The organism is Alloalcanivorax sp. C16-1 (assembly GCF_046507805.1).
Lineage (GTDB): Bacteria > Pseudomonadota > Gammaproteobacteria > Pseudomonadales > Alcanivoracaceae > Alloalcanivorax.
On the sequence record NZ_JBKFTK010000001.1, the window covers coordinates 72,385 to 88,215 of the forward strand.

Genomic DNA, 15,831 nt, shown 5'->3' on the forward strand with positions numbered 1-15,831 from the left:
CCGACCGTCCCACCATTTAAAACTCCCTGGGCCACGGTTTCCATACCCGGGGACGCTAAATGTGTGATGAGGGGTCAGGAACGGGAAGGTGGGCGGAGCGCCAGGGCGCTCCGCGGGCGGAAGGAAGTAAGAAGAGAGAGGGTCAGCGGGGCAGCGGCTTGTAGGCCACCGCCTTCATTTCCACCAGCAGCAGGGGGTGGGGCAGCTGGTGCACGGCCACGGTGGTGCGGGTGGGGCCGTCGCCGTCGAAATACTCGCCCCAGACCCGGTTGAAGCCGCCGAAGTCGTTCATATTGACCAGGAAGCAGCCCACCTCCACCAGGTCGTCCAGGCCGGCGTCGACGCTCTTCAGGATGTCGGCGATGTTGTCGATCACCGCCCGGGTCTGGGCTTCGATATCGAGCCGGGTGACGCCCATTTCGTCGACCTCGGCACCCACGAAACTGTTGTCCGGGCGGCGCGAACTGGTGCCGGAAACGAACAGGAAGTCGCCCGCCCGCTTCACATGGGGAAAACGGCCCCGGGGTTTGGCCTTGTGGGCCAGGGTCTTGCTCTCGGACGCCGGGGCGTCCCGGGATGAGTCACTCATGACGCGCCTCCCGGGCCGGCCACATGGAACTCGGCACCGCCCAGGTACTGCACCCGCAGGTCCACATGCTGCCCGGGACGCAGGGCCTCGGCGGCGGTGGCGGCGCCGGCCAGCACCACGTCGCCGGGCTGCAGGCTCATGCCCGCCTCCGCCACCAGCCGGGCGGCGGCCACCAGGGCGCGCAGCGGGTGGCCAAGAATGGCGGCGGAGGAACCGACCTGACGCACCTCACCGTCCAGGCTCATGACCATGCCCAGGTTGGCGATGTCCAGGTCGGCGCGGCGCCAGGCGCCGATCACCAGCCCGGAGGACGAGGCGTTGTCGGCGATCACGCTGGGCAGGTCGAACTTGAAGTCCCGGTAGCGGGAATCGATGATCTCCATGGCCGGCGCCACCGCGCCGATGGCCGCCTGCGCCTGGGGCAGGGTCACGCGCCCGGCCAGCGGTTTGTCGATCAGAAAGGCCAGCTCCGGTTCCACCCGCGGGTGCACATAGGCGGCCAGGTCGATCTCGCCGCCCTCCTCCACCAGCATGGCGTCGGTGAGCCGGCCCCAGATCAGGTCCTCCACGCCCATCTGTACCATCTTGGCGCGGCTGGTGAAGCCCAGCTTGATGCCGATCGGCGTCTCACCGCGCTGCACGCGGCGCGCCACCGAGGCGGTCTGCACCGCATAGGCGTCGCCCACGGTCAGGCTGCCGGTGGCGAACTGGTCGATGGCGCGGGCCTGGCGGGCGGCGTCGTCGACCCGCTCGGCCAGGGTCTGGATATCCGTTTCAGACATGGTCGGTCTCCGATTGGCGATGTTTGAGCATGTCCAGGGCCACGTCGACGATCATGTCTTCCTGGCCACCGACCATGCGGCGGCGGCCCAGCTCGACCAGGATGTCCACGGTCTTCAGGCCATAGCGGGCGGCGGCGTTCTCGGCGTGGCGCAGGAAGCTGGAGTAAACGCCGGCGTAGCCCAGCGCCAGGGTTTCCCGGTCCACCCGCACCGGACGGTCCTGCAGGGGCCGCACGATGTCATCGGCGGCGTCCATCAGGGTGTAGAGGTCGCAGCCGTGGTCCCAGCCCAAACGGTCGGCGGCGGCGATGAACACCTCCAGAGGCGCGTTGCCGGCACCGGCGCCCATGCCCGCCAGGCTGGCGTCAATGCGGTCACAGCCTTCTTCCACCGCGACGATGGAATTGGCCACGCCCAGGCTGAGGTTGTGATGGGCGTGCATGCCGGTGCCGGTTTCCGGCTTGAGCACGTCCTTGAAGGCACGGAAACGCTCGCGCACGTCGTTCATGGTGAGCGCGCCGCCGGAGTCCACCACGTACACCGTGGTGGCGCCGTAGTCCTCCATCAGTTTGGCCTGACGGGCCAGCTCCGCGGGCGTGGTCATGTGGCTCATCATCAGGAAGCCCACCGTGTCCATGCCCAGTTCCCGGGCCAGCTCGATGTGCTGTTTGGAGACATCCGCTTCGGTGCAATGGGTGGCCACCCGCACCACCGAGGCGCCGGCGGCGTGGGCGTCGCGCAGATCCCGGACGGTGCCGATACCCGGCAGCAGCAGGGTCGCCACCTTGGCGTGGCTGACCGTGTCCGCCACCGCCTCGATCCATTCCAGGTCGGTGTGAGCGCCGAAGCCATAGTTGAACGAGGAGCCCTGCAGGCCATCGCCGTGGGCCACCTCGATGGAGTCCACCTTGGCCAGGTCCAGGGCGGCGGCGATGCGTTTCACGTCGTCCACGCTGTATTGATGACGGATAGCGTGGGAGCCGTCACGCAGGGTGACGTCGGAGATGTAGAGTTTTGCTGTCATTATCGTTTTCCCCCTACAGCCTGGGCCGTCGCGCCGATTAACCGGGATGCCATCCGTTCACCGGTGGCCAGCGCCGCCGAGGTCATGATGTCCAGGTTGCCGGCGTAGGCCGGCAGGTAATGGGCCGCGCCTTCCACTTCCAGGAACACGGATATTTTCAGCCCCGGCCGGGAACCCTCCCCGGGCATGTACAGCGGGCTGTCCTCGCCGTAGTGCTCGAACTGCACGTCCTGCTTGAGCCGGTAGCCGGGCACGTAGGCATTGACCTTCTCGACCATCGCCTCGATGGCGGCGCGGATCGGCTCCGGGTCGGACGGCTCGCAGAATACGTAGACGGTGTCGCGCATCAGCAGGGGCGGCTCCGCCGGGTTGAGCACGATGATCGCCTTGCCTTTCTCGGCGCCGCCCACCTTCTCCAGGGCCAGGGACGTGGTTTCGGTGAACTCGTCGATGTTGGCGCGGGTGCCGGGGCCGGCGGACTTGCTGGAAATCGAGGCGATGATTTCCGCGTAGTGCACTTTGGCCAGACCCGACACCGCATGGACGATGGGAATGGTGGCCTGGCCACCGCAGGTCACCATGTTCACGTTGAGCGCGTCCAGGTGCTCGTCCAGGTTGGCCACCGGCACGCAGTAGGGGCCGATGGCCGCCGGCGTCAGATCGATCACCCGCAGGTCCGGGCGGGCGGCGCGCAGGATCTTCTCGTTGTGGTGATGGGCGCCGGCGGAGGTGGCGTCAAACACCAGGCCGATGTGTTCGAACACCGGCAGCTCGATCAGGCCCTCCACGCCGGTGGCGCAGGCGGTCACGCCCAGGCGCTCGGCGCGGGCCAGGCCGTCGGACGCCGGGTCGATGCCCACCAGCGCGGCCATTTCCAGCTGCTCACCGTGGCGCAGCACCTTGATCATCAGGTCGGTGCCGATATTGCCGGAACCGATGATCGCCACTTTGATTTTGTCAGTCATTGTTGTTCTCCTTGGCGAAGCCCACCGACACCGGACCGAGGCCCTCGATACAGGCGCGGAAACGGTCGCCGGGGCGGGCCGCCACCATCGGCCCCAGGGCGCCGGTGAGAATCAGGTCGCCGGCGCGCAGCGGGCGGCGCGCGCGGGCCAGGGTATTGGCCAGCCACAGTGCCGCGTTGAGCGGGTTGCCCAGGCAGGCGGCGCCGGCGCCCACCGACACCGGTTCGCCCCGGCGGGTCAGGTTCATGCCGCACAGGCTCAGGTCCACCTCACGCAGGGAGCGCGGCGTGGTGCCCAGCACATAGGCGCCGCAGGACGCGTTATCGGCCACCGTGTCGGCGATGGTGATGTCCCAGTCGGCGATGCGGCTGCCCACCACTTCCAGGGCCGGCAGCACGTAGTCGGTGGCGCCGATCAGGTCGGCCAGGGTGATCTGGTCGTGGTTCAGGTCCCGGGCCAGCACCAGCGCCACCTCGGCTTCCACCTTGGGCTGCAGCACCTGATCCCAGGGAATCAGGCCGCCGTCGGCCACCGCCATGTCCGCGAACAGCAGGCCGTAGTCCGGCTGGTCCACGCCCAGCTGTTGCTGCACCACCCGGGCGGTAAGGCCGATCTTGCCGCCCACCACCCGGCGGCCGCGGCTCTCCCAGTAGCGGCTGTTGATGTCCTGCACCCGGTAGGCACTGTCCAGGTCGTCGGCGGCGATCAGGTCGCGCACCGGCGGGCAGGGCTGTCCGGTTTCCTGGGCGGCCCGCAGCCGCTGGGCGGCACGGGCCAGGGTTTCGGTAATCGTCGTTTGCATGGCAACGCCTCCCGGCTTCATTGCGACATCTGCACGCAGACGTTCTTCAGTTCGGAATAGAAATCCAGCGAATGGCGGCCGCCCTCGCGACCCAGCCCGGACAGCTTCATGCCGCCGAAGGGCGTGCGCAGATCCCGCAAAAACCAGGTGTTCAGCCACACCAGCCCGGCGTCGATCTCCGCCGCCAATCGGTGGCCGCGATCCAGATTGCTGGTCCAGATGGCGCTGGCCAGGCCGTAACGGCTGTCGTTGGCCAGGGCGATGGCCTGCTCCTCGGTGTCGAAGGGCATCACGTGGCAGACCGGGCCGAACACCTCTTCCTGCAGACAGCGGGCGGACTGATCCAGGCCGGTCCAGATGGTCGGCTCCACATAGCAGCCGTTGTCGAGCTTGCCGCCCAGCGTCGGCACGCCTCCGCCGGTGACCACGGTGGCGCCCTCCTCCCGGGCCAGGGCGTAGTAGGACAGCACCTTGTCGCGGTGCTGGCGGGAAATCAGCGGCCCCAGGGTGGTCTCCGGGTCCAGCGGATCGCCGGGGCGCAGGGCCCGGGCCTGTTCCGCCAGCGCCGCCACGAAACGGTCGAAGATCGACCGCTCCACATAAACGCGCTCGGTGCACAAACACACCTGGCCGGTATTGAGAAAGCTGGAGCGGGCCACGCCGGCCACCGCCTTGTCGAAATCCGCGTCGGCGAACACCAGGGCGGCGTTCTTGCCGCCCAGCTCGAAGGACACCGGTCGTACCTTGTCGGCCACGTTGCGCATGATGGTGGCGCCGGTCTTCGACTCACCGGTGAAGGTGATGCCGTCCACGTCCGGGTGATCGACGATGGCGGCGCCGGCGGAGCCGGGGCCGAAGCCGTGCACCAGGTTGAACACGCCGGCGGGCAGGCCCACCTCGTCCATCACCTCCGCCAGCAGGGTGGCGGTGCCCGGCGTTTCCTCGGAGGGCTTGGCGACGATCACATTGCCGCAGGCCAGGGCCGGCGCCACCTTCCAGGTAAACAGCAGCAGCGGCAGGTTCCAGGGCGAGATGATGCCCACCACGCCGAGCGGCTGGCGCAGGGAATAATTGAGCGCCCGCCCTTCCGGGGTGGGCGTTTCGTACACTTCGCCGCCGCTCATGCGGATCATGGCGGCGAAGGCGCGGAAGTTGGCGGCCCCCCGGGGAATGTCCACCCGCGAGGCCACGGACACCGGCTTGCCGGTGTCGGCCACTTCCGCGGCCAGAAAATCGTCAGCGCGCCGTTCGATCACGGCGGCGATGCGCTCCAGGTACTGGGCGCGCTGTTCGGCGCTGGTGCGCCGCCAGGCGGGCAGCGCGGCACGACCGGCGCGCACCGCCTGGTCGACCAGCTCGGCATCGGCCTCGTGGACCCGTGCCACCGGCTCGCCGTTGGCCGGGTTCAGATCCTCGAAGGTCTTCGCGGACTCGACGAACCGGCCATTGATGTAGTTACGGTAATCGGAAACCAATTGCGCACTCCTGAAGAAGGCGAGGATCGCGTCGAAAAAAAGGCGCGGCCCGCGGGCCGCGCGGATCGTGAGCGCGATCGAAAGGTTACAAATTGAATTCCACCACCGCGGCGCCGGCGCCGTAGGTGGGGCCATAGGCGTGCACCTGCGCGCCCTTGAAGTCGCCGGTGGCGCCGAACAGCCAGGACAGGTGTTTCATGCCCATGTCCGCCTTGGTGCCTTCATTGAAACGGCCCAGGGCCTCGCTGGCGGAACGCCGGTCGCCGTTGGCCAGGGCGTCCAGCAGCTGGCGGTTGGCGGCGTCGTCCGCGTCATGGCGAATGCGGTCGTCGGCGATGTCGATTTCCTCGTCGAAATAGGCCGCCGACAGGCCGCCGATGGCGAGCACCGCCAGGCGCTTGCCCTGTTTGTCGGCCTGCTCCACCGCCATGGCCGCCAGCTTCTCGGTCTCGGCCGGGCCGTGGTAAAGGTTGTTGGCGGCGATCACCAGCGGGATCTTGCCACCGGGATTGACGAAGTTGTTGGCGACGATGGTGCCGGTGTCCACCGGGAAATGGTCGTAGTTGACACCCTTGGCGCGGATGCCGATGTCGGCGCAGCCGGCGATGCAGGCGTCCACCAGATCGGTGTCCGAGCGCAGGTCGATGGTCAGGTCGCCGTACTCGTACCAGTTCTCGTCCACGTGCTCACCGGTCAGGTGCGGGCGCGCCTGCCACAGCTGGTCGAGCACCGCGAACCATTGGGTGGAATAAATCAGCAGCGCGTCCGGCTGGGAGGCCTGCAGGGCGTCACGGACTTTTTCATAGCCGGCGGCCAGCGGCTGCCAGGGCGCGTTGTCCTGACGCAGGTACGGCAGCGGGCTGCCGGGCACCAGAAAAGCGGATACAACGGTCATCTTTGTTCTCCTCGTCTGTGAGCGGCCGCTTCAGGCCACCGCCGCGTCGCGGGCTTCCGCTTTTTCCAGATTCCACTCCATCACCGCGTTGCCGGTACCGATCACGGTGCCGTAGCCGTGCAGTTCGGCGGGAATCTCCGGGTAACCCATGGCCGACAACATCCAGGGGAAGGCGCCGGACTTCACTTCGGCGAACGCTTCCTCCACCCATTCCGGGAACAGGCGCATCACTTCCTTGAGGTTGCCCTGGCGCATCAGCTCGATCATCTTCATGTCCCACTTGTAGCCTTCGTAGCTCTGCGGGTGTTCCCGGGACATGTCCTCGGGCACGTCGGGCTCTTCGTGGAAATGCCAGTGGGAGAAGGTGTTGGACGCCAGCAGCACGGCACGCTTGCCGCTCTTCTCGATGGCCTTGCGGGTGGCCACGCCGAGGGTGTCCATCTGTTCCACGCCCTCGTCCACGCTCAGGTAGTAGGGGGAGTTGTTGGCGGAGATGCCGACGATGGGAATATCCCACTGGGGCCGGATCATGTGCAGGGTGGTGATGGTGCCGTAGTCCACGCGGAACTTGGGATTGCGCATCATCTTGGTGGTCAGCCCCATGGCCGCCGCTTCCTGGCAGCAGGCTTCCGCCAGTTCCACGTCCACATCCAGGGAGAACTTGTAGCGGAACAGGTTGGAGAAGATCGGGTCCACCGATTTGCCTTCCAGATGCGGCACGCCGAGAAAATGGTGGCCGACCAGCGTCTGCCAGTGCGGCGAATGCACCAGCAGCACATCGGGCTTCATCTCTTCCAGGCTCTTGCGAGCCCGTTCATAGGCCCAGCGCAGCGGTTCCCAACCGCCTTCGGAACGGGCTTCGTTCTGCGGCGGGTTTTCGCCGTACACCAGATGGGGCGGATGCGGCGCGACGAAGCCGCCTACGATCTTGCCTTGACTCATGACAGTTTCTCCAGGTTATCGGCCCCGGCTTTCTGTTGGCGCGGGGTCGTCGGTAGCGACAAAAAAAGCGCTTCCTGCGAGCCGCCCTTCAGGACGGCTTGAACACGATCGACAGGCGTTCAATGCGTTCCGATTCCGCTCGGAAGCGAAACAGATCCACCATGTCCACGTGCATTCGGGACCCGTCCTGGCGTTCCCAGAAGTAGTCGATGTGCGCGGCGATGCCGGTGCCGTCCTCACTGAAATACAGCTGCTCAAGCCGTACCTCCGCGCGCACCGTGTCGGCGAACAGCTTTTCGTAGAAGGGCCGTACCGGCACCTCGCCGTACACCGGCGAGACCACCGTGCCGTCGCCCTCGAAGCAGCCGAGAACGGTTTCCAGGTCAGCGGCTTCCATGGCGCCCAGATAGCGTTTTACCGTGTCGGAACGTGCCATCGTTGCTCTCCGTTTTCTGGTCGGTTGCCGGCCTTCAGTGCAGCGCGCCGTCGAAACCGGACGGTCCGTTCGCCAGCCAGTCACGCAGGGTTTGCATTACCGGCGACTGCGGATTTTCCATCTGCAGCGCCAGGCCGAAATGGGTGGCGCCCGGCTCCACATGGGAGCGCACCGCCGCGCCGGTCTCCTTCAAAGCGGCGATCATCAACCGGTTGCTTTCGATAATGCGCGGGAAATCCTCACCGCCGTGGGCGATAAAGAACGGCGGCGGATTGGGTCCGATGTTGTGCAATGGGCTGGCATCGCGGTCGTCCTTCCGGTCGGCCAGGAACATCTCGTAAATGCGCGCCTCGCCGCTGCCCGGCGCCGGCTCGTCGAACGCCAGATTGAGCTGCGAACAGATCGGCAGGCAGCCCTTGATCAGGTTCGACGGCAGACCGGCCCCGGCCAGCAGATGCGGCTTCAGCGCGGCCAGTGCGAAAAGATGGCCACCGGCGGAGTGCCCACCCACATAAAGGCGGTCCGGATCACCACCGTAGTCGGCGATGTGGTCGTGCACCCAGGCCAGCGCCGCGATGCAGTCTTCCAGTGGGCCGGGATAACGGCACTGCGGCGCCAGGCGATAGGACACCGACACGAAGATCGCCGGGGTTTCGACGATCACCGGCGCCATCAGGCCCAGCCACTCCTTATAGCCATGGGTCCAGGCGCCGCCGTGGGCGAACAGCAGCACCGGCAAATCGGTGCGCGCCGCATCGTCCGGCAGATAGATATCGATCTTCTGCCAGTAGTCATCGCCGTAGCGGATGTCCATATGATTCCTGACCCGTGCCGCCGCCAGGCGGGACCGGTCCAACGCCTCCCGCGCGTAGTCCTCGGCTTCGCGCGGGTAGATCGGCGGCTGGTCGGGAAGATCATCGAAAGACATTTCAGGTATTTCCTTCTTGGTTTTAAAGAGAGGGCCGGCCGGGCTCCCTGTATCAAGCACCGCCGCCGGACCACATCAGCTCAGGGGGCGTATTGGGTGGAGAACGCGTCTTCGGGCAGTTCGTCCAGGAAGCCCTTGTCCATCACCCGGTTGGCGCGCTCGGCGAACGCCTTCAGCCCGTTGATGTACTCGTCGTTCCAGGTGGTGGCGTAATCACGGATCACCCGCTCCGCCAGCTGGTCGATACCGGCCTGGTCCAGGCCCAGTTTCTTGCCGTAGGCCTCGAACACGGCGGGGTGGCTTTTCACGTACTCCACCGCTTCCACCCAGCCCTTGAGAAAGCCGGACAGGGCCTCGGGGTTGGCCTTGGCGAAGTCATCGTTGGTGGCCAGGGATATCCACAGGAAATCGTCGCCGGTCTTCTCTTTATAGAGGTCGCCCAGATTGCCGATGCTGCGGTACTTGCCGGAGGCCATGGCCTTGGTGGCCAGCGGGTCGAACAGCAGACCGGCGTCCACGTCGCCGCTGTCCAGCAGTGCCGGGATGATGCCGGGGCCCACGTATTGCAGGTCGCCGGTGTTGGCCGGGTCAAAGCCATAGAAGTCGTTGAGCATGACGCGCAGCAGCACGGTGGCGGTGCCGGCGGCGCCGGCGTAGGAGGCCACCCGTTTGCCTTTCAGATCCTCCAGGCTTTGCAGTTCGGAATCCGCCGGCACCAGCACATCCAGGGTGGCGCCACGGCCCACCGGGAAGATGTTCACCACCGGGTAACCCTGGGCGCGAAACTGGGCGAAGCCGGTCCAGCCGCCAAAGCCCAGATCCACCTGCTTGCCACGGATCGCGTTGAACAGACCGTCCAGCGTGGGATAGCCCTTGTAGCTCACGTCCACGCCGTACTTGTGATCCAGCTCCTGGTCGATCATCACCTGGGAGGCGATGCCATTGAGCGATTGCGCCATATCGGCCAGACGGATCGGCGTATCGTCGGCGCGCGCGGCGAACGCCAGCGACCACAATGCGACGATCAGCAGAGGAATCCCCAGAACTGCCTTAACCTGCGATTTTTCGTGTTTCATCGGTATGCTCCCGAAGTACTCGTTGTAGTAGGGCCGGGGTCAGCCGGCTTGTTGTTGCAGGCGCGCCCGCTCCGCTTCTTCGGCGGCGGCGATAAAGTTGGCGGATACCTGCTTGCTGATGTCGAACAGGGCGGGGTCGTCGTAATCCCGCGGACGGGGCACTTCCACGCGAATCTCCTCGCGGATGTTGCCCTGGGAAAGCACCACCACCCGGTCGGCCAGAAAGGTGGCCTCGTAGCTGTTGTGGGTGATGAACAGAATGGTCTTGCCGGTGCGGCTCCAGATATCCAGCAGGTCCACCCGCATGCGCCGGGCGGTGAGTTCGTCGAGCCCGCTGAACGGTTCATCCATGAACAGCACGTCCGGCTCGATGGCCAGGGCGCGCACCAGCGACAGACGCTGGGCCATGCCGCCGGACAGTTCGTGGGGATAGTGATGCCGGAAAGCTTCCAGCCCGGTGAGCGCGAAGTAATGATTCTTGATCTCCGCCCAGCGGCTTTTCGGCACGTCGGAGTTTTCCAGCACGAAGTCCACGTTACGCTCGGCGGTCAGCCAGGGCAGCAGGCGCGGATCCTGAAACAGGTAGCCCATCTTCACCGGCGGCTTGCCGTTGCGGGCCACCGGACGGCCGCCGAAGCTGATCTCGCCGCTGTAGTCGTTATCGAGACCGGACAGCGTATTCAGCAGGGTCGACTTGCCGCACCCGGACGGGCCGAGGATGCACACGAATTCGTTGTCGGCGATGGTCAGATCCAGGCCATTGAGTACCCGCTGGCCACGCTCGCCTTTACGATGGCCCGGGTAGTCCTTGACCAGGCCTTTGATGCTGATTCCTTTATCCATTAGATCTTCACCTTGGGACGCCAGGAGAACAATTTGCGCTCCATGTTTTGCAGGATGACCAGCTCGATGAAGAGCATCACGATGGTGAACAGCAGGGTCCACGCCAGCACTTGCTGCATGTCGGCGAGCTGGTACCAGTAGAAGAGTTCGAAGCCGACACCGTCCGGGCGACCGAGCAGCTCCACCAGCACGGTGATCTTCCAGACGATGCCCAGGCCGAAGCGCAGGGACGCCATGATGTAGGGCAGTACCTGGGGGAACAGCACGCGGCGGATGATCACCCAGCGCGAGGCGTTGAAGACCTTGGCCATCTTGAACAGGCGGGTGTCGATGTTCTTGACCCCTTCCCACAGATTGATGGCGATGGACGGCGCCGAGGTGAGGCCGATGGCGACGATGGCGGCGGTTTCATTGAGGCCAATCCAGATGAACGCGAAGATCGCGTAACAGAGGCTGGGCACGGTCAGCGCCACCATCACCCAGATATCCAGGGTTTTCTCGGCGAACCGGTTGACGCCCATGATCACGCCCACCGGAATGCCGATCGCCATGGCCAGCGCGAGGCCGCCCAGGACCCGTCCCAGCGTGGCGAACAGATGTTGAAAGATATCCCCGTTGGCGAAGTTTTCCGCCAGCACCATTGTCGTCTGGAACGGCCCGGGCAGAATCGTTTCCGGAAACAGAAAGGACAGCCCGAGCCACGCCAGTACCGCGGCAATGATGGATCCCACCTTAACGAACACTGAGTTCTCCTTATTGATATGGGTGTTTCATGGACATAAGTGAGAGAGTCCGGCGACGCGCAGGCAGCGCCGGGCGATTTCCTCGGCCTGGCGCAACAACGCGGCCTCGTCGATAAACAGTGGTTTGCGGTTCTCGATCAGCAGCCGGCCGTCCACCATCACGTCGCGCACGTCCGTGCCCTTGGCGCTGAACACCAGCGCCGCCTGGGTATCCAGATTGGGAGACAGGTGCGGTTGTCGTAGATCGACGGTAATCAGATCCGCTTTCAAACCGGCTTCCAGGCGGCCGACCTGGCCGTCCCGGCCGATGGCGCGGGCGCCTTCGCTGGTGGCCATGCGCAGCACCCGGTGGCGGCTCAGCGCCAACGGATCATTGGCGGCGGTTTTGGCGGTGGCGCAGGCGTACTTCATGCTTTCGAACAGATCCTGGCCGCAGTTGGCGGCCGGCCCGTTGGTGGCCAGGCCGCAGGTGAGCCCCGCGTCCAGGAACGGTTTCAACGCTGGAAAACCGGTGCCCCAGAACAGCCGCGTGGGCGGGTCCAGCAGCACACGGGTGTCGCTGCGCGCCAGCAGCTCGATCTCGTGGGCGGACACATCCGACACCGCCGCCACCTGCACGTCCGGGCCCAGGCAACCGGTTTCGTCGAGCAGTTCCACCTGGCGGATATCACGCCCGAAGTGCCGGGCGATCAGCTGGTTGAATTCCGGCGACTCCGCCACGTGCATGTGCAGACACAGGGACAGGTCGTCCGCCAGGGCGCGGGTTTCCCGGTACATCTCCTCGGTCATGCACCAGGGCAGCAGCGGTCCGATGGCCAGCCGCAGGCGGTCGTTGGCGGCGCCCTGCCAGCGGTGCGCCAGGTCGGTCACCCGGCGCGCCTGCTGGTCCAGGGTTTCCATGAAGTCGGGATGAAAATGGCGCCCCTCGAAAGCCCGCGCCACCGTGCCGCGGATGCCGGCATCGCGCATCGCCTGAAAGGCGGCATCTTCCGGCAGGTAGTCATCCGGGTGGGTGGAAAACAGGTTTTCCACCACCGTGGTGTTGCCGTTCTTGAGGTTCTCCAGGCAACCCAGCATCTGTGCCACGTACATGGCTTCCTGGTCGAACGCCGCCATCAGCGGCATCTGCACGTCGAGCCACTCCAGCAGTCGCTTCTCCGGGCCCAGGGTACGGCCGAACACCATGCACAGATGGGAGTGGCCATTGATCAGCCCCGGCATCACCAGCTTGCCGGTGACGTCGATGACCCGGTCCACCGGCTCCATCGGCCGATCCGCGGCGGCGCCGACGAAGGCGATCCGGTCGTCGCGGACCAGCACGCAACCGTCGCGGTATTCCCGGCCTTCGGCGTCCTGGGTCAGGACGTGACCGCCGCTGAACAAGGTGGTGGTCATCGGATCAGCCCGCCTGCCGGGCGCTGTGCTGCGAGCGCGGCCATTCGCGGGTGATGCGGGCGGCGGCGATGCGCAGGTGGTCGAGCAGACCGTTCTCCGGGTTCTCGGCCCGGTCGCCCACGGCGGCCACGGTGACCGCCGCCAGCAGGGAGCCGTCGTGGCAGAACACCGGCACCGAGGTGCTGAACACACCGGTCTCCAGTTCGCCGGCGCTGGTGGCGTAGCCGCGCTCGCGGACGTCGCGCAGCTCCTGTTCCAGGCGCGCCACGTCACCGGTCCACTGATCGGGACCCAGGGTGGCGCAATGGTCGAGCACACGCTGGATGTCGTACTCCGGCATGTGCGCCAGATGCACCTTGGCGGAGGACCCCACGTACAGCGGCGTATCCAGGGCCGGCGCCAGCCCCACCCGCACCACCCGGGGCCCCTCCTGGAACCCCACGCAGAGCACCCGTTCGCCGACCCGATGGGTGACCAGGGCGGTTTCACCGGTCATGCCGGCCAGTTCCCGCAGGATGGGACGAACCAGGGCGCCCATATCCCGGCCGTGTTCCTCGGTCAGGGCCACCAGCCGGGCAAACCCGGGGCTGAGCACGTACTCGCCGCTGCGCGCCATGCCGGTGATCAGGCCACGGCGGCGCAGGGTGTGCAGGTAACGGTAGGCGGAGCTGCGTGACAGGCCGAAACGCCGTTCGATCTCAGTGCGGGTCACCACGTGCCCGTGGCCGGCGAACAGCAGCAGTATGTCGAGCACCCGATCCAGCGAGGAAGCGTTGTCTTTACTCATTCTTATGTCCCACATGACGAATCACCGCTAAGTGTCCCCTTAAGATGCTCGCCCGCATTTCGGGATGTCAAATGTGGAAAAATAGACTTAACTCATTGTTATTTATGATTTTTTAAAAAAACCCTGTTCGCCTTATGATACTGCTCAATAATAAATCATATTTTTTGTCCCGCATTTCCGGACAATAAAGACAATAAAGTTGACCCTAAAAAGACATCGGAGCACGCCTCCGGACCGACCCGCCACCCCTCGCTCAAGGTATGGCTCCAGCCGCCGATGTTCCCAGAGGACAAGACGAATCCAGCGCCTACCTTGATTCGACCATGTATACATGATTAGCTTTCCCCGAACCCATAAAAACAAAAGAGAGAAAAACCAATTAAAAACAGAGAGTTAGACTAAAAACACTAAGCCTTTCAGCCTTCTATACCGCTCTATTCGAGTCGATACCCCCATAGAACGCGCAATAAACACCGCCAAACATTGAGTACAGGCGGTTTTACCGGGCTTTTTGTTCGCAGGGAGTGCACCAAAACGGGCTATATTTGACAGCGGGAGACCTGTCTGGCCCGACGATGACGATTCTTGTATGCAAGAAGAAAAGCGGCGATCCGGACCGCCTGAGCCGGCCCGCACGACCCATTCGAATAAGAGGAACCACTCATGAAACGCACTCTGCACACCACCCTGCTGGCGACCGCCACTTCATTGACCGCGCTCAGCGGCCTGGCCCATGCCGATACCGAAGCCTCCTTCTACGGCGTGCTCGACGTCTGGGCCGGCAGCAAGGAGCTGCCGGGCAGCGACGGCAGCACCGCCAAGCTGGATGCCGGCGGCTTCACCACCTCCTTCCTGGGTGCCAAGGTCAGCACCGACCTGCCCAATGGCATGAAAGGCGTGGCCGTGGTGGAAAGCTTCCTGCGCCCGGACACCGGCGAAGACCGCCGCTACGGTGGCGATGAGTTCTTTGCCCGTAACGCCTACATCGGCGTGGTGGGGGATTTCGGTACCCTGAAAGCGGGCCGCAGCACCGCGCCCATGTTCGTGCCGACGCTGATTTCCAACCCGTTCGGCGGCGCCTTCGGCTTCTCGCCGCTGATTCAGCACTCCTTCCTGGGCGGCAACAACGGCCCCATCGCCGGTGACTCCGCCTGGGCCAACGCGCTGTCCTACACCTCACCGACCATGGGCGGCGTGACCGCCAATCTGATGTACGCGTTCGGTGAGCAGGAAGGGGACAGCGGCGCCAACCGCGTGGGCGGCAGCCTGACCTACCGGAACGGCGGCCTGATGCTGACCGCCGCCGGCCACAGCATTGAGGAAGGCGCCATCGACACCAACGGCGGCGTGGGTGACGCGGGCGCGCTGGGCGCCCTGGAGCAGGACGGTCTGATGGCCGGCGCCAGCTACGACTTCGGGGTGGTGAAGGTCTTCGCGTCCTGGCAGCAGCTGGAAACCGGCACCGCCGGTGGCGATATCGACACCGATACCGGCCAGGCCGGTGTATCGGTACCGGTGGGCAAGGGCTTCGCCCTCGCCTCCTACGCCCAGACCGACTACAGCGGCAGCCGCGACACCGAGCGTGACACCTGGACCGTGGGCTACGACTACCCGTTCAACGAGGTACTGGACGTGTACGTCGCCTACATGCACGACGACCTGGAAGACACCGGCGACGGCAACACCTACGGCGTCGGCAGCCGCTTCAAGTTCTAAGCCGCGTTCAGCGGTCCACTTTTATTGATCCACTTTCGGCGGCTCCCTCAGGAGCCGCCGCTTTGTGCACTGCGCGCCGGGTTGGCGTCGATGTCTTCCATGTGGTCGCGAATCGCGTCCTCATTCTCCGGCCGCACCAGGCGGCTCACTTCCCGCCCTTCCTGAATAAAGATCAGCGTCGGCCACTTTTCCACGTTGAACGCGCGGCCCAGCATTTTGTCCTGGTGATCCGCCAGCTTGACGTGGCTGATGCCGGGAAAGTCCTGAAACGCGGCCTTCACCATGGGCTCGGTCTTCTGGCAGTAGGGACAATCCGGGCTGCCGAACTCCAGCACGGTGGGCTCGACAATCCCTTGAATCTCATCACGGGTGGGGTGGTTGGTGGCGTATTCAGCGCTGTACATGGTGCCTCCTTTCATTGTTCAGCCGTCTT

17 protein-coding genes are annotated in these 15,831 nt (G+C 65.2%); 1 reads left to right on the plus strand and 16 read right to left on the minus strand.

Going from position 1 to position 15,831, the window contains the following annotated elements; genetic code table 11:
• Positions 1 to 142 precede the first annotated feature (142 nt).
• The 15 genes from ACLD0W_RS00355 to ACLD0W_RS00425 all read right to left on the minus strand — a co-directional run bounded on the left by ACLD0W_RS00355 (position 143) and on the right by ACLD0W_RS00425 (position 13,682).
• Positions 143 to 589 (minus strand): RidA family protein, encoded by a 447-nt coding sequence (locus tag ACLD0W_RS00355; RefSeq protein ID WP_410305536.1) that lies wholly within the window; start codon positions 587 to 589, stop codon positions 143 to 145.
• Positions 586 to 1,371 (minus strand): 2-keto-4-pentenoate hydratase, encoded by a 786-nt coding sequence (locus ACLD0W_RS00360; RefSeq protein ID WP_410305537.1) that lies wholly within the window; start codon positions 1,369 to 1,371, stop codon positions 586 to 588. Before ACLD0W_RS00360 ends, ACLD0W_RS00355 begins: the two co-directional genes overlap by 4 nt.
• On the minus strand, positions 1,364 to 2,395 hold the full coding sequence (gene dmpG / locus ACLD0W_RS00365) for a 4-hydroxy-2-oxovalerate aldolase (RefSeq protein WP_410305538.1): 1,032 nt from the start codon (positions 2,393 to 2,395) through the stop codon (positions 1,364 to 1,366). The genes ACLD0W_RS00360 and dmpG overlap by 8 nt, the downstream gene beginning before the upstream one ends.
• A complete protein-coding gene (locus ACLD0W_RS00370) occupies positions 2,395 to 3,360 on the minus strand; it encodes an acetaldehyde dehydrogenase (acetylating) (RefSeq protein WP_410305539.1) in 966 nt (321 codons plus the stop codon). The genes dmpG and ACLD0W_RS00370 overlap by 1 nt, the downstream gene beginning before the upstream one ends.
• Positions 3,353 to 4,162 carry a 2-keto-4-pentenoate hydratase gene (mhpD, locus tag ACLD0W_RS00375; protein ID WP_410305540.1) on the minus strand — a complete coding sequence of 270 codons (810 nt, stop codon included), beginning with the start codon at positions 4,160 to 4,162 and terminating at the stop codon, positions 3,353 to 3,355. Before mhpD ends, ACLD0W_RS00370 begins: the two co-directional genes overlap by 8 nt.
• Positions 4,163 to 4,179: 17 nt before the next feature.
• Complete coding sequence (locus tag ACLD0W_RS00380) at positions 4,180 to 5,637, minus strand: 2-hydroxymuconic semialdehyde dehydrogenase (protein ID WP_410305541.1); 1,458 nt, start codon at positions 5,635 to 5,637, stop codon at positions 4,180 to 4,182.
• Positions 5,638 to 5,722: 85 nt separating this feature from the next.
• Complete coding sequence (locus ACLD0W_RS00385; protein ID WP_410305542.1) at positions 5,723 to 6,532, minus strand: tRNA U-34 5-methylaminomethyl-2-thiouridine biosynthesis protein; 810 nt, start codon at positions 6,530 to 6,532, stop codon at positions 5,723 to 5,725.
• A 30-nt stretch (positions 6,533 to 6,562) separates the two neighbouring features.
• Positions 6,563 to 7,474, minus strand: a complete 912-nt coding sequence (locus ACLD0W_RS00390; RefSeq protein WP_204427216.1) for a tRNA U-34 5-methylaminomethyl-2-thiouridine biosynthesis protein — start codon at positions 7,472 to 7,474, stop codon at positions 6,563 to 6,565.
• Between the two features lie 88 nt (positions 7,475 to 7,562).
• Positions 7,563 to 7,910: a nuclear transport factor 2 family protein gene (locus tag ACLD0W_RS00395; RefSeq protein WP_410305543.1), complete on the minus strand. Its 348-nt coding sequence runs from the start codon at positions 7,908 to 7,910 to the stop codon at positions 7,563 to 7,565.
• Between the two features lie 34 nt (positions 7,911 to 7,944).
• A complete protein-coding gene (locus ACLD0W_RS00400; RefSeq protein ID WP_410305544.1) occupies positions 7,945 to 8,838 on the minus strand; it encodes an alpha/beta hydrolase in 894 nt (297 codons plus the stop codon).
• Positions 8,839 to 8,918: 80 nt separating this feature from the next.
• Positions 8,919 to 9,914 (minus strand): ABC transporter substrate-binding protein, encoded by a 996-nt coding sequence (locus ACLD0W_RS00405; protein WP_410305545.1) that lies wholly within the window; start codon positions 9,912 to 9,914, stop codon positions 8,919 to 8,921.
• 39 nt (positions 9,915 to 9,953) lie between these two features.
• Positions 9,954 to 10,757 (minus strand): ABC transporter ATP-binding protein, encoded by an 804-nt coding sequence (locus tag ACLD0W_RS00410; protein ID WP_410305546.1) that lies wholly within the window; start codon positions 10,755 to 10,757, stop codon positions 9,954 to 9,956.
• Positions 10,757 to 11,500 (minus strand): ABC transporter permease, encoded by a 744-nt coding sequence (locus tag ACLD0W_RS00415; RefSeq protein ID WP_410305547.1) that lies wholly within the window; start codon positions 11,498 to 11,500, stop codon positions 10,757 to 10,759. Before ACLD0W_RS00415 ends, ACLD0W_RS00410 begins: the two co-directional genes overlap by 1 nt.
• Positions 11,501 to 11,527: 27 nt before the next feature.
• Entirely contained in the window at positions 11,528 to 12,895 is a 1,368-nt protein-coding gene (locus tag ACLD0W_RS00420) for an amidohydrolase family protein (protein ID WP_410305548.1), read from the minus strand.
• A 4-nt stretch (positions 12,896 to 12,899) separates the two neighbouring features.
• On the minus strand, positions 12,900 to 13,682 hold the full coding sequence (locus ACLD0W_RS00425; RefSeq protein WP_410305549.1) for an IclR family transcriptional regulator: 783 nt from the start codon (positions 13,680 to 13,682) through the stop codon (positions 12,900 to 12,902).
• A 663-nt stretch (positions 13,683 to 14,345) separates the two neighbouring features.
• On the opposite strand from ACLD0W_RS00425, the gene ACLD0W_RS00430 reads away from it, so the two are divergent.
• Complete coding sequence (locus ACLD0W_RS00430; protein WP_410305550.1) at positions 14,346 to 15,398, plus strand: porin; 1,053 nt, start codon at positions 14,346 to 14,348, stop codon at positions 15,396 to 15,398.
• Positions 15,399 to 15,445: 47 nt separating this feature from the next.
• Here the strand turns inward: ACLD0W_RS00430 and ACLD0W_RS00435 are convergent, their stop codons facing one another.
• A complete protein-coding gene (locus ACLD0W_RS00435; protein ID WP_410305551.1) occupies positions 15,446 to 15,802 on the minus strand; it encodes a thioredoxin family protein in 357 nt (118 codons plus the stop codon).
• Between the last annotated feature and the right edge of the window lie 29 nt (positions 15,803 to 15,831).

Bases quoted from the DNA above. Each gene is read 5' to 3' on its own strand.
- ACLD0W_RS00355 (WP_410305536.1), bottom strand. From the start codon at position 589: ATGAGTGACTCATCCCGGGACGCCCCGGCGTCCGAGAGCAAGACCCTG.
- ACLD0W_RS00360 (WP_410305537.1), bottom strand. From the start codon at position 1,371: ATGTCTGAAACGGATATCCAGACCCTGGCCGAGCGGGTCGACGACGCC.
- dmpG (WP_410305538.1), bottom strand. From the start codon at position 2,395: ATGACAGCAAAACTCTACATCTCCGACGTCACCCTGCGTGACGGCTCC.
- ACLD0W_RS00370 (WP_410305539.1), bottom strand. From the start codon at position 3,360: ATGACTGACAAAATCAAAGTGGCGATCATCGGTTCCGGCAATATCGGC.
- mhpD (WP_410305540.1), bottom strand. From the start codon at position 4,162: ATGCAAACGACGATTACCGAAACCCTGGCCCGTGCCGCCCAGCGGCTG.
- ACLD0W_RS00385 (WP_410305542.1), bottom strand. From the start codon at position 6,532: ATGACCGTTGTATCCGCTTTTCTGGTGCCCGGCAGCCCGCTGCCGTAC.
- ACLD0W_RS00390 (WP_204427216.1), bottom strand. From the start codon at position 7,474: ATGAGTCAAGGCAAGATCGTAGGCGGCTTCGTCGCGCCGCATCCGCCC.
- ACLD0W_RS00395 (WP_410305543.1), bottom strand. From the start codon at position 7,910: ATGGCACGTTCCGACACGGTAAAACGCTATCTGGGCGCCATGGAAGCC.
- ACLD0W_RS00400 (WP_410305544.1), bottom strand. From the start codon at position 8,838: ATGTCTTTCGATGATCTTCCCGACCAGCCGCCGATCTACCCGCGCGAA.
- ACLD0W_RS00405 (WP_410305545.1), bottom strand. From the start codon at position 9,914: ATGAAACACGAAAAATCGCAGGTTAAGGCAGTTCTGGGGATTCCTCTG.
- ACLD0W_RS00410 (WP_410305546.1), bottom strand. From the start codon at position 10,757: ATGGATAAAGGAATCAGCATCAAAGGCCTGGTCAAGGACTACCCGGGC.
- ACLD0W_RS00420 (WP_410305548.1), bottom strand. From the start codon at position 12,895: ATGACCACCACCTTGTTCAGCGGCGGTCACGTCCTGACCCAGGACGCC.
- ACLD0W_RS00425 (WP_410305549.1), bottom strand. From the start codon at position 13,682: ATGAGTAAAGACAACGCTTCCTCGCTGGATCGGGTGCTCGACATACTG.
- ACLD0W_RS00430 (WP_410305550.1), top strand. From the start codon at position 14,346: ATGAAACGCACTCTGCACACCACCCTGCTGGCGACCGCCACTTCATTG.
- ACLD0W_RS00435 (WP_410305551.1), bottom strand. From the start codon at position 15,802: ATGTACAGCGCTGAATACGCCACCAACCACCCCACCCGTGATGAGATT.